This window comes from Hoeflea prorocentri (assembly GCF_027944115.1).
GTDB lineage: Bacteria > Pseudomonadota > Alphaproteobacteria > Rhizobiales > Rhizobiaceae > Hoeflea_A > Hoeflea_A prorocentri.
Genome location: NZ_JAPJZI010000001.1, coordinates 656,646 through 669,565 on the forward strand (window position 1 = coordinate 656,646; position 12,920 = coordinate 669,565).

The window sequence follows — 12,920 nt, forward strand, 5'->3', positions numbered from 1 at the left end:
GGCCGTGGCTCCGCTCTCATGCAAGGGAGGAACCAAGATGAGACTATTGTTAACCTCAAGCCTTATGGCAACAGCTGTTCTGACAGGTGCCGCGCTGGCGGATGGACATCTGCCATTGAAAGAACTGCCCGATATCGCCGACCGGGACTACTGGGTTCCCGAGGAGGTGAATGCGGAAGGCAAACTGCCGGCGCTGCAAAAGGTTGTCGGCTCGGATGCGGTGGCGTTTTCCGGTACTTTGGAAAAGCCGGTCCAGATCGCTCTGATCTATCCCTCGGCCGACACATCCGACTTCTGGGCCCGCAATTTTCTCGCCCTGACCAAGCGTCTCGACGAGCTGGGCATCAAATATGAGACGACCGAATTTGCCTCACGGCAGATCGAGCACTCGTTGCAATCGACCTATGCCAACCAGGTGGAGCAGGATTCCGATCTCTACGACTACGTGATCTTCGGTCCATCCGAACTGGCGATCCAGGCCGACAATATCGACAAGCTTGCCGGCAATGATGGCTTCACGACCTATGTCTGGGCCTTTCACACGCCGCTGAAGGATCTGAAAAACCAGCCCGATGTGTGGTTTGATTTCTCATCGGCAGCCGGTGCGCTGGTCATGTGCGACTATATGCTCGATCGGTTGGGCAAGGATGTCACGATGGCCATGAACAGGGGCATTCCCGGTATCACCGACAATCAACGGTCCGGTGACTTCAAGGCCTGCGTTGAGGAAAAGGGCGGATGGAAAACCGCCTATGAGCACTATGGCGAATATCAGCGGGAAGGCGGCTTCGAGGGCACCACGCTGATCATGCAGTCCTATCCGGAAGCGACCGTCATCCATAACGCCAATACGGCGATGGCCATGGGGTCTGTTGAAGCCCAGGTCGCGCTCGACAAGTCCAAGGAGATTTTCTCCACCGGATGGGGCGGTACCGGCCTGGAACTCGATGCCATCCGCCGCGGCGAGCTCGATGCGACGCCGATGCGCATGGGCGACGATGTGGGGGCTGCGACCGCCGAAGCCATCAAGGCAGATCTTGAAGGCAGAGCCGAAGAGCTTCCGCTGGTATTCCTCGGACGTATCACCGTCGCGCATGACCAGATGAAGCCCGAGGAGCTTGATGCCCTGCAAAACGAGGCCTTCCGCTTCTCAGGTGTCGGTGCGCTCAGCCGTTGATTGCTGCCGGCTCGTTTGACGAGCGTTGAACGTGAACGCCCGCAATATCCACGAAGGTTATTGCGGGCGTCTCTTTGCTTTCATCCGGCCTGACACCTGTTGGTGGAGTGTCAGGTGCTCAGCCAGAGAAAGTCCGGGTGCACCGTGGTTTTCCAGACCCTTTTCGGTCCTGCCATGGCGTTGAGATAATAGAGTTCGCAGCCGTGAGGGGCGCAGACGGGGTGATACCCTTCGGGCACGATGATCAGATCCCCGTCTCCGGGTGTCATGGCCACGTCGAGGTCGCCCGAAGCATTGTAGACCCGTTGAAAGGCGAAGCCACTATCGGGCTCGATATGGTAGTAATAGGTTTCTTCCAGCCGGCTTTCTTCAGGCAGGTTGTCCTTATCGTGCTTGTGGGGCGGATAGCTTGAGGAGTTTCCCTCCGGCGTTATGGCCTCCAGAACGAGAAGACGATCGGCGATATCCTTTTCGGCAGGCATGAGATCGATCACATGGCGCACATTGCTGCCCGTGCCGCGCGTTTCAACGGCGACATCATCAGGTTTGACCATAAAAGGTTTGCGTTGATTTTGCGCGGGAGCAGAACAGACGGCTATCTCTGAATCTGCTTCCGCGGTCACACGCCAGCTCGATTTACAGGAAGCGTAGAAGGCCCAGGGTCTGCGATCAAACGGCGACGCCCGATAGTCGGTTTGTCCGACCGGCACACCGTCGCAGGCAAAGCCTATCTTCCCGGAAATCAGAACGATACACGTTTCCGTTGTATCGTTTGTGCTGTGCAGTTCCTCACCTTGCTTGAGCAGGTGAACGTCAAAGCCGAGATACTCCAACATACCTTCGGCGGGTGCGATACTTATAAGCTTTCCGGAGGATTTACCGGGGTCCGGGCATATATGCAGGGACTCTTTTGTCCACATGAAGCACCTTCAGGCTGTCGACGAAATGCGGAGACTAGGAACAGACGGCGCATTCGGTCATTTGCAAGCTAATCGGGTATAAACTGTATGTGCGCGCCTGAAATTTTGCAAGGCCTTGCAAATGTGTTTGTGATGACCCTTCCGCCACTTCAGGTGTTTTTCCGAGGCAATCACACCGGCGTCCATGCGCCGCCCTGCTTTGCCGATCTGGCGGCGGTGTCGATTACGCGAACCATGGCCGCACCGTCTTCGACGGTCGGGAAGTCGCCCGTTGCCGGACCAGGGCCCGCGATGGTCTCATGAAGCGAACGGTAGATGTTGCCGAATGCGCCGAACATGCCTTCAGCGTGTCCAATGGCGATACGACTTGCGGCCCTGGCCTTCGGGTAGAGTGCTTCGGACCCTCTTTCCAGGATCCGGGTAGGGCCATTGAGCGGCGTAAAATGAAGCTGATTTGGAAACTCCTGATGCCAGCTCAGTCCGCCTTTCGAGCCGAATACCCGGATACCGAAGCCGTGTACCTGGCCAATGGCTATGGCACTGGTCCACAGCCGCCCGACGGATCCGTTCCCGAAACGCAGGGCCAGTAGAGCGTCATCCTCCAGGGCCCGCCCGTCAACGCAATGATCAAATTGCGCCGACACTTCAGTAATCCTCTGGCAGGTGATGAACTCGGCCATGTGCAAGGCGTGAACCCCACAATCCGCGGTGATCGATGAAACGCCGGTCTGCTCGGGATCGTATCGCCACCGAATCCTCGGATTGTCGTTGTCGCTCTCGTCGGCATGAAACCCGTGTGCAAATTCCGAGAAAACAACCCGTATGTCCCCCAAATCGCCATTGCGGACCATTTCCCGGGCCTGGATGGCCATCGGATATCCGGAATAACCGAAATTTGTTGCGCAGATTTTGCCGGATTTCTCGGCGACGCGAACGAGGTCTTCGGCATCCCTGACCGTCATGGTCAACGGCTTTTCGCACAGTACGTTGAAGCCGGCGGAGAGAAACGCGCTGGCGATCTCGAAATGGGTGTGATTGGGCGTTGCAATGGTGACAAGATCGATCCGATCCTCGCGCCCGCTTTCGCTCTTCAGCATGTCTTGCCAGGTTCCATAGGCGCGGCTTTCGTCAATGCCGAGTTCCGTGCCATACGCCCGGCCCTTTTCCGGATCGATGTCGAGTGCGCCGGCGGCAAGTCGCCAGTGTCCATCCAATTGCGCGGCAATCCGGTGCGCGCCACCGATCTGACTTGCCTTACCTCCGCCGACGAGACCCCAGTTCATATCAATCTTCCTTTATCTGTGTCGTCAGGGTAGCCTTGCTTGCAAGGCCTTGCAAATCAAAAAACGGACATATATCAATTGATTGCAGCCCGTTACCGGAAAGGGGAGAGCGAGATGAAGTTGAGTCTGGTGTCTGACAGTCTGTCAGACCTTTCCCTTCACGGTCTGCTGGAAACCGCGACGCAATGCGGGCTTCAGGGCATCGAGTTTACCACCGGCAATTGGTCAACGGCCCCTCACTTTGATCTTGAAAAGCTTCTTGAATCGGCTGCGGCGCGGGACGCACTTGTGGCCAGCCTGTCCGATCGCGGTCTGGAGATTTCGGCGCTGAACTGCAACGGCAATCAGCTGCACCCGATTTCGGGGGATGCACATGACCGGGTGGTGAAGGACACAATCCGCCTGTCCGGCCTTTTGGGACTGGATACGGTTGTTTTGATGTCAGGCCTGCCGGCCGCCCATCCCGATGACAAAGTTCCCAACTGGATCACCTCGTCATGGCCGCCGGAAAATCAGAGCATGCTGGCTTGGCAATGGACCGAGAAACTCCTGCCCTATTGGCGCGGCCTGGTGCGGTTTGCAGAAGATCATGGCGTCAAATGTCTTGCCGTTGAAATGCATGGTGCTCAGCTTGTCTATTCACCTGCGACGCTGATGCAGCTCAGGCAGGAGATTGGTGATACCGTATGTGCCAATCTGGACCCCAGCCATCTGATGTGGATGGGCGCTGATGCGATCGCCGCGGCGGACTATCTGGGTTCCGCCATCGCTCATGTCCATGGCAAGGATACCTTCATCAACAAACCGCAGGCTGCCATTCGTTCACTTATGGAGAATGGGCCATTGGATTCTGCGGCGGGCAGAAGCTGGACGCACGCGACAATCGGTGTCGGCCATGACCAGAAATGGTGGACCGACTTCTTTTATCGCCTTGCGCTGAACGGCTATGACGGATGGATCAGCATCGAGCACGAGGATGCGACGATGTCGCGCAAGGAGGGGCTGCGGCGCGCTGTTGCCATGCTCAATGAAACGGCGCTGTTTGAAGCGCCAGACTATGTGGTTCAGTCGATCTGAGGCAGCGATTGGCGCTGCCTCAGGCGGCTTGATTTTGTAGCCTATTCGTCGCTTTCCGCAGGAAGCATAAGATATCGCTGGCGCGGCTTGTTGGCGAGATACTCTTCCCGCGCCTCATCGGTGCCGGGCGTCTCGGCCACCTGTGCGGTCGCCATATCCCACCATGAGCTTGAATATCCGGGAATACGCTCATGCCAGTCCGTGCGGACGTAGATCAGCGTTGATGTTGCGCTCTGCCGCGCGTCTGCGAGCGCTGCCCGCAGTTCGTCGCGTGTTTCGGCAACACGTGTGTCCATGCCCACGCCTTCTGCGATCTTGTAGAGATCCATGGTGATCGGCTGCCCGTCATATTGTCCCGATTGCGTGCGATAGCGATAATGACAACCGAAACCTTCCGAGCCGACTTGCTCGGAAACCCTGCCAACGGAAGAAAATCCCTGGTTGTCGATCAGGATGAAGATGACCTTGAGGCGTTCCTGGGTGGCAACGGATAGATCGGCCGGGTTCATCAGGAACGTGCCGTCTCCGACCATGCAGTAGACCTCGCGATCCGGGGCGGCCATCTTGGCGCCAATGGCGCCCGGTATCTCGTAACCCATGACCGAATAGCCGTACTCCACCTGGTAAGACAGGGTATCGCGGCAGCGCCAGACCTTCTGCAGATCGCCGGGCAGGGATCCGGCGGAGGTGACAACGATGTCCTTGTCGTCGGTCGATGCTTCGACTTCGCCGATGACGGCCGATTGTGCGATCGGCTCCATTTCCATTGCATAAAGGCGGGAGACTTCCTTGTCCCACCATGTGTTGTGATCGGCGATTTCCTTCCTGTAGTCCGACCCCGTGTCGAAACCTCTGAGCAATGGGAGGAGTTCTTCGAGCGTTGCCTTTGCGTCGCCAACCAGGGGTACAGCGGCGTGTTTGTAGGCATCCATCTCGAAGGTGTTGATGTTGACAAACCTGACGGAGGGATTTGCGAAGATCGACTTCGAGCCGGTGGAAAAGTCGGTCAGTCTGGTTCCGATACATATGACCAGATCCGCATCCGTCGCGACTTCGTTTGCGCCCTTTGTGCCGGCCACCCCGGCTGCGCCGAGGCTGAGCGGATCGTCATACAAAAGCGATCCCTTGCCGGCATGGGTTTCCGCCACGGGGATGCCTGTCTCTGCGGCAAAATCCCTCAATACGCCTTCCGCGCCGGAATACCGCACGCCTCCACCGGCAAGGATCAACGGCCGTTTAGAGTCCTTGATCCAGGACGCTGCTTTCTCAAGCAGGCCGACATCGGGACGGTTGCGCGGAATGCGCCAGATCCGTTTGTGGAACAACTCCACCGGATAATCATAGGCATAGGTTCCGACATCCTGCGGAATGCCAAGGAAGGCAGCACCCGTATCAGCGGGGGAAGTCAAAATGCGCATCACCTCAGGGAGCGCGGTGATGGCCTGTTCCGGACGTGTGAGCCTGTCGAAATAGCGCACAACCGGACGAAATGTGTCATTCGCGGTCACTTCCTGGGAGTGTTCTGTCTCAAGTTGCTGCAGCACCGGCGCCTGTACGCGTTCGGCGAATGTATCGCCGGCCAGCAACAGAACCGGGACGCGGTTGATCGTTGCGGTCGCGGCGCCGGTTACCATGTTGGTCGCGCCGGGTCCGATTGAAGACAGGACGGCCATGCATCGCCGCCGGTTTTTCAGCTTCGCATAACCAACGGCGGAGTGAACCATGCTCTGTTCATTGCGCCCGAGATAATAGGGCAGGTCGTCGGAATATTGCTGAAGCGCCTGGGCGACGCCACCGATATTTCCATGCCCGAAAATGCCCCACATGCCGGCGAAAAACTGCTCCTTTACGCCGTCGACTTCGACATACTGGTTGATCATGAATTTGACGATGGCCTGCCCCAGGGTCAGACGGATCGTTTCGCCAGGCATATGTGTCCTCCCATGTATGGAACAATCTGAAAACTGCTCTGTTCGGCGAGAGCTTATGCGCGTGAAAGATCAATTGCAATGCCTTGCATTTGATCGGGCGTATTTTCTGGTATGGTCATCAAGCTTTCGGTGAGTTTTCCGGCTTTACAGTCACTTGCATGGTCGAATTTGGCCTGATACATCTTTGCAAGGCCTTGCAAAATAATGTTTACCGAGGGTGATGTTTATGCGTGACTTGGATGTCGTAACGATTGGGCGGTCATCGATCGATCTGTATGGTGCCGAGCTTGGGGTCGAGCTGGCGGACGTTTCCAATTTTGTCAAATCCGTCGGCGGCAGCCCGACGAACATCGCTGTCGGCGCCTCCCGCCTGGGATTGAGGAGCGCGCTTGTGACCCGTGTTGGTGACGAGCAAATGGGCGCGTCGGTCCTGGAAACGCTGGAGCAGGAAGGGGTTTATACCGGCGCCATCAAACGTGATCCGGACAATCTGACAGCATTGGTGCTTCTTGCCGTAAAGGATCGCGCTCACGCGCCGCATATCTTCTATCGGCGCGAATGCGCGGACATGAACCTGTCGGCCGATGATATCGATCCCGAGCTGATCAAGCGGACCAAGGCAATTGTTGTGACCGGCACGCATTTTTCGACCGATCGCGTCGCTGGTGCAAGCTGGCGGGCAATGCGGCTTGCGCGTGAGGCGGGTGCAAAAATCGTCCTCGATATCGATTTCCGCCCGTCGCTTTGGGGGCTCGTCAAGGATGCGAAGGGGGCCGAACGCCTGGGATTTGAGCCACGTATCGCGCAGATCTACGAAGAAGTTATCGCGATGTGCGATGTTGTAGTCGGGACCGAAGAGGAGTTCTGCTCGGCGCTTAATGTCCCTGATATCGACGACGCGCTCGTCAAAGCTCACGCTCTGACCCGAGGCGTTCTGGTGTGCAAGCGCGGGCAAGCCGGCTGTGATGTTTATGAAGGCGTCGATGAATGGAGGCTCGGCACTCCGGTATCGGGCATGACGTTTAATGTCGATGTCGTCAACACGATCGGGGCGGGGGATGCCTTTATGGCCGGCTTTCTGTCCGGGTATTTGCGCGGCGAAAGCATGGAATTGTGTGCAACGCGGGCAAATGCCTGCGGTGCAATTGCCGTTTCGCGTCTCCTGTGTTCGCAGGATTATGCAACAGCCTCGGAACTGGAGCAGTTCTTGAGCCTTGCGCGCAAAAGCAAGGGGGCGGTACTGAGGCCAAGTGTGCCTCGGCGGATTCAGGCTCGCAAAAAGCTGGACGGCAATCTGTTCCTGCTTGCCTGCGACCACCGAACTCAGTTTCGAGACATCGCCGCTCAGCTGGGCAAGGATGAAAGCCGCTTTTCCCAATTCAAACGGCTGGCGGTATCCGCGGCTGCCGCGGAAGCGTCGGCCAAGTGGAATGCTGGTGTTATCATTGATGCAGAATATGGCACGGATGCGCTTTATGATGCCGGCAATGCGGGTCTTTGGACCGCCCGGCCGATCGAAGTGGCCGGCTCGCGCCCGGTAGAGTTCAACACCGGGCCCGACATCGGATCGAAGCTTTTGATGTGGCCGCGCAGCCAGACCATCAAATGTCTTATCCACTATGATGTGCACGATCCGGACACTGTACGTGTGCATCAGGAAGAAAGTCTTGTGCGCCTTGCCGATGCCTGTAACGCCTTGGGGCGGGAACTGCTACTGGAAATCATCCCGCCAAAGCAGCGTGAAGACCGGGGTGCCGCCGTCGCGGAGGCCGTTGAACGGGTCTACGAAATGGGCGTAAAGCCGGACTGGTGGAAGCTTGAGCCGCTGACCGATGCTGATGATTGGAAACGGGTTGCCGGACTTGTCGATGTCCATGACGACGATTGCCACGGTATCGTGATGCTTGGGCAGACCGCATCGGTCTCGGCACTTCAAGAGGCCATGTCGGCAGCGTCGGGCATAGACCGGATCAGGGGCTTTGCAATCGGACGCGGCATCGTGGCCAAGCCGTTTGAGGCATGGCTGAAAGAAGAAATCGGAGATGATGAAGCCGTGTCAATGATGCGTCAGTCTTATCGCCTGTTCATTGATTCCTGGATGCCCGCGCAGACCGTGTAGTCCGCGAGGGCCAGTTCCGATTGGAATGGACGCTTGACGTAACCCGCGGGTGATGCGGTTACGGCAGATATACAGGTCGGTCAGAGCTTCACGATCTCGCCGGTACGGATTGATCGGTTTGCTGCCTCGGCGATGCGCAGGGCCTGCAGTCCGTCGTCAAAGGTGACGCCTGGCTCATCGCCCGCATCAAGGCGAGCGAAGAAGTCGACCCAGGCTTCGTCGTAACTCTCGCCGTACCGTTCCAAAAAAAAGTCCATCGGCCGAGCGCGCGCCGCAGAGCGTTCCGGCGTGTATTTAACTGTCGCGTCCAGCAGTATATTGTCGACCTGCATCATGCCGTTTGAGCAGACCGCTTCAATTCGCTGGTCAAAGCCGTAAGCGGCGCGCCGGGAGTTTAAGATCTGAACCAGTTGGCCGGATGCGCTGCGCATTACCACCGTCGTGGTGTCCATGTCACCGATTTCCCCGATCTCGGGATCGATCAGAACGGAACCGGTGGCAAAGATCTCGGCCGGGTTTCCGCCGAGAATAAAGCGGGCGATGTCGAAATCATGGATTGTCATGTCCCTGAAGATGCCGCCTGACACCTTGAAATATTCAATGGGCGCAGGAGCCGGATCGCGGCTGATGATCGTCAGGTTCTCCAGTTTGCCGAGTTCGCCGGACTTCACCGCCTCGGCCAATCCGCGAATATGCCTGTCGTAGCGCCGGTTGAAGCCGATATGGATGAACGGGTTGGAAGACTTGATTGTCTCCCAGCAATTTTCAGCGACCTCAACAGATAGATCGATCGGTTTTTCACAGAAAATCCGTTTTCCGGCCCTGGCGCAGGCAATGATGTAATCCGAATGGGTGTTGGTTGATGTTCCAATCACCACGGCTTCGATCGACGGGTCGCCGAGCGCGTCCTCCGGTGAAGCAAATGCAGCGCAACCGTATTGGGTCGCAAGGGCATTGGCCGGCTCAGGGCGAATGTCATAAATACCCGCAACTTCGTGCCCGGCACGAATGATGCCTTTGACATGAACTTCAGCAATCCGTCCGGCTCCAAATACGGCAACTTTCAACGCATTCACCTCCCATCGTTGAGCAGCAATTGCAAAGCCTTGCATTTATTTTGAAAAATCTGCTGCAAATGTGTCCTCTTCAAAGTATAGGCCACTTGCCGTTTTTGTCCATCAATGACCAGTTTTATTGATCAAGCGGCTAGTGAAATTGTAGAATGAGTGATAGAGTTTTTGTCGCAAGGCCTTGCAAAATCAAGAGAGAAATCTGAAAGATGACCCAGCAATCCTCTACCCGCCATTCCGATACTTTTGCAGTGGTTACCGGAGGCACACAGGGCCTTGGAATGGCAATTGCAAAACGGCTTGCTCAAGACGGCGCAGCCGGCATTGTCGTGAGCGGCCGAGACCCTGAAAAGGGCAGGGCGGCCGCAAAGGACATATCGTCCCTGGGAACCGATTGCCGTTTCATCAAGGCGGATGTCAGTCGTGTCGACGAGTGCGAACTGCTTATTCAAAAGTCCATCGATGCCTTCGGAAGGGTCAACGCGCTGGTGAATTCAGCGGCCCTTCCCAGCAGGGGCACTCTGCTGGAAACAACGCCAGAGCTTTGGGAGGCGCACATGAACACCAATGCGCGCGGCCCGATGCTGACGATGAAAGCGCTGGTGTCGCATCTGAAGGAAACAGGCAGGCCCGGATCGATCGTCAATATCATTTCAATGGCTGCCCATTGCGGCCAGCCCTTTCTGACCGCCTATTCTACTTCCAAGGGCGCGCTGGTGACGCTGAGCAGGAACGTTGCAAATGCATATGCAGCCGACCATATCCGCTGCAACGGAATCATGACAGGCTGGATGGACACGCCCGGAGAGAACCAGACCCAACAGGACTTTCATGATGCGCCTGACGATTGGCTTGTCGAGGCAGAGAAGGGGCAGCCGATGGGGCAACTCGTAAAGCCCGATGAGGTTGCCGGGCTGGCTTCGTTCCTCTTAAGTCCCGAATCCGGCGTCATTACTGGATCCATCATTGACTTTGACCAGGTTGTTCGCGGGGCCTACCCGACGTCGGGACGCTGAAGGCATCGGTTCAGTTTTTGCGAGGTCTCAAGGAGTCCCGCTCAATAAATTTGCAGCTTACGATACGCTGTTCGCCGGGCCGTTCCTTGTCGACAATACGCGTCTCAAGCATGTCGATCGCGTTCAGGACGACCTGCCCGGTGTGGGCGCGGAATGTGGATAGCGAATGGCTTGGCCATCCTGCCGCATCGATATCGTTAAAGCCGATGACCCCGATTTCTCCGGCATCTTTGCCCAGATCAAAGTGCAGCGCATCGAGAGCTCCCAGGGCGAGCAAGTCGTCTGCGCAAAACAGTGAATCGAGATCGGGATTGTCCGCCATGAGTTTTTGCGCGGCCTCTCGTCCGAATTGGTGAGAGTATCCGTCGGTCCTGATAATCTGAGGCCTGATATCAGCTTCCAGCAGCACCTGTTGAAATCCGCTCAGCCGGTCACGGGTGGTCGAGACGCTGTCGGCGGCTCCGATAAAGCCCGGTCTCTTATAGTCTCGGGCCAGCAGTTCCGCCGCTGCGGATTTTCCGCCCTCGATATTGTTGACGAAGACCGAATCCATAAGCCGGTCCCCATAGTAGCGGCCAAAGGCCTGAACCGTGGGGAATTGTGCGTCCACGACGCGATCGATAAATGCCTGATCGAGCGTTGAGGAAGCAATCACAACGCCGTCGATCTGGTACTGAAGCATCAGGTTGATGGTGTCTTTCCAATCGAAGTCGCCCTTCAGATTGAAGGCAAGCGGGCGCAGATTGCGTGATTGCAGTTCCGTCGTGAAAACGTCGACGACGCGATTGATAAACGGATTTGCGAATGCATTTGTCACCAGGGCGATCAGTGCCGTTCGCCCGGTCATCAGACTTCTTGCCAGCGCATTGGGCTGGAACCCGATTTCGGCCGCTGCCTTCAGGACACGCTGTCTGGTTTTTTTTGATACGGAACCGCCGCTTGTAAAGGTCCGCGATACGGCAGATGGGGACACCTTGGCCAGCCGGGCAACATCTGCAAGCGTTGCACGTCGCCTGCTGGGTCCATCACGGTCTGCCGGCACCACAAATCCTTCTCTTTCGGTCTCGCTTAAAAATGAGATTCTTTATCTCAACCGGGCGCAGTTTTTGCAAGGTGCGCAAATGTTCTGAAGCTGCCGGGTTTCGCGGTCATTGGACATAAGCAGCGCCTCTGGCCATGTTGTCGTTCGACACCGACCAATCAGGAGATGTCGGAACGGTCCCGGTCTTCATGCGGCGTGAACGGTTTAGAGCGATGCCGCAATCCCGTGAAACCGGCGGCCACATGTTCGGGATGCCCGTGCTGCCGGCAAACAAAAGCGTCTGGTCCGGTTTTTGACCAGCGGTGGACACGGCGCATCAGCGCCGTGTCCTGCCGTGCGGGTTACTTGAACTCCTCGGCATTTTCCGTGGTCACAAGAATTGCCCCGGTATCGTACTCGGGATCAAGTGATCCGCCTTTGGAGAGTTCAAGTGTCAGCTCGACACCCATCTGGCCCATCGTGTACGGGCGCTGGGCGACCGAAGCATCCAGATCGCCGGCCAGGATCGCTTCGGCGGCATTCGGGTTGCCATCGAAGCCGACGATGAACAGGTCATCGAGCTTGCCGGCATTGCGCGCGGCTTCCACAACACCGAGCGCCATGTTGTCATTGGAAGCAAAGATCGCTTTCAGGTTCGGGTTACCGGCCAGGATGTTTTCGGTCACCGACAACGCCTTGGCTGTATCCCAGTCCGCAGGCTGTTCGGCAACGATGTTGAGGCCGCATGCGGAAAGCCCTTCATTGGCGCCTTGCGCACGATGTTGGCCGGTCGAACCGGTGATGATGCCCTGGATGATGGCGACGTCACTGCCTTCAGGGACATTGTCGCAGACATGCTTTGCCCCGACCTTGGCCGCAGGAACGTTGTTTGTGCCGATATAGGTGCCGGGCATATCTGCCCGCTTGTCGACAAAGACAACGGCGATGCCGCGCTGACGCGCCTGTTCCAGAACCGGCACCAGCGCCGCTGTGTCAGCCGGCGAGATCGCGATGCCTGTCACGCCGCGTGCGATCTGGTCCTCCACCAGCGCGATTTGACCGGCCACATCTGTCTCTCCTCCGGGCGGGCCGACGGTGACCACCTCGATGCCAAGCTCTTTACCCTTGTCCTTGGCGCCTTGTTCTACCGCGCCCCAAAACGGATTGGCCGAACCGAGGCTCGACATAATGAGTGCGATCTTGTCCTCCGCGCTTGCCACGGACGCCGAGGCAAGGAGCGCAGTGAGTGCCACGGCACCGGTTAGTTTTTTCAGAAGCATTGTCTTCCTCCCTGGTTTTGGACTTT

General features: G+C 57.2%; 10 protein-coding genes. 4 read left to right on the forward strand and 6 right to left on the reverse strand.

Annotation, left to right across the window (positions count from 1 at the left end; translation table 11 throughout):
- Positions 1–37 precede the first annotated feature (37 nt).
- Positions 38–1,177 carry a substrate-binding domain-containing protein gene (locus OQ273_RS03015; RefSeq protein WP_267988994.1) on the forward strand — a complete coding sequence of 380 codons (1,140 nt, stop codon included), beginning with the start codon at positions 38–40 and terminating at the stop codon, positions 1,175–1,177.
- Between the two features lie 110 nt (positions 1,178–1,287).
- Here OQ273_RS03015 and iolB read toward each other — a convergent pair whose 3' ends face one another.
- Together iolB and OQ273_RS03025 are read right to left on the reverse strand one after the other, a co-directional pair.
- Positions 1,288–2,097 carry a 5-deoxy-glucuronate isomerase gene (iolB, locus tag OQ273_RS03020; RefSeq protein ID WP_267988995.1) on the reverse strand — a complete coding sequence of 270 codons (810 nt, stop codon included), beginning with the start codon at positions 2,095–2,097 and terminating at the stop codon, positions 1,288–1,290.
- A 170-nt stretch (positions 2,098–2,267) separates the two neighbouring features.
- On the reverse strand, positions 2,268–3,380 hold the full coding sequence (locus OQ273_RS03025; RefSeq protein WP_267988996.1) for a Gfo/Idh/MocA family protein: 1,113 nt from the start codon (positions 3,378–3,380) through the stop codon (positions 2,268–2,270).
- Positions 3,381–3,494: 114 nt separating this feature from the next.
- Here OQ273_RS03025 and OQ273_RS03030 point away from each other — a divergent pair, with 114 nt between their 5' ends.
- Positions 3,495–4,457, forward strand: a complete 963-nt coding sequence (locus tag OQ273_RS03030) for a sugar phosphate isomerase/epimerase family protein (protein WP_267988997.1) — start codon at positions 3,495–3,497, stop codon at positions 4,455–4,457.
- A gap of 41 nt (positions 4,458–4,498) precedes the next feature.
- On the opposite strand, the gene iolD is transcribed toward OQ273_RS03030, so the two are convergent.
- Complete coding sequence (gene iolD, locus OQ273_RS03035) at positions 4,499–6,388, reverse strand: 3D-(3,5/4)-trihydroxycyclohexane-1,2-dione acylhydrolase (decyclizing) (protein ID WP_267988998.1); 1,890 nt, start codon at positions 6,386–6,388, stop codon at positions 4,499–4,501.
- A gap of 226 nt (positions 6,389–6,614) precedes the next feature.
- Here iolD and iolC point away from each other — a divergent pair, with 226 nt between their 5' ends.
- A complete protein-coding gene (gene iolC, locus OQ273_RS03040) occupies positions 6,615–8,507 on the forward strand; it encodes a 5-dehydro-2-deoxygluconokinase (protein ID WP_267988999.1) in 1,893 nt (630 codons plus the stop codon).
- Positions 8,508–8,587: 80 nt separating this feature from the next.
- Here iolC and iolG read toward each other — a convergent pair whose 3' ends face one another.
- Positions 8,588–9,574 carry an inositol 2-dehydrogenase gene (gene iolG / locus OQ273_RS03045; RefSeq protein ID WP_267989000.1) on the reverse strand — a complete coding sequence of 329 codons (987 nt, stop codon included), beginning with the start codon at positions 9,572–9,574 and terminating at the stop codon, positions 8,588–8,590.
- 212 nt (positions 9,575–9,786) lie between these two features.
- Here iolG and OQ273_RS03050 point away from each other — a divergent pair, with 212 nt between their 5' ends.
- The gene (locus OQ273_RS03050; RefSeq protein ID WP_267989001.1) at positions 9,787–10,593 is read left to right on the forward strand and encodes an SDR family oxidoreductase; all 807 of its coding nucleotides are present in this window, start codon (positions 9,787–9,789) and stop codon (positions 10,591–10,593) included.
- Positions 10,594–10,603: 10 nt separating this feature from the next.
- Here OQ273_RS03050 and OQ273_RS03055 read toward each other — a convergent pair whose 3' ends face one another.
- Together OQ273_RS03055 and OQ273_RS03060 are read right to left on the reverse strand one after the other, a co-directional pair.
- The gene (locus tag OQ273_RS03055; protein WP_267989002.1) at positions 10,604–11,635 is read right to left on the reverse strand and encodes a LacI family DNA-binding transcriptional regulator; all 1,032 of its coding nucleotides are present in this window, start codon (positions 11,633–11,635) and stop codon (positions 10,604–10,606) included.
- 341 nt (positions 11,636–11,976) lie between these two features.
- Entirely contained in the window at positions 11,977–12,894 is a 918-nt protein-coding gene (locus OQ273_RS03060; protein ID WP_267989003.1) for a sugar ABC transporter substrate-binding protein, read from the reverse strand.
- Positions 12,895–12,920 lie beyond the last annotated feature (26 nt).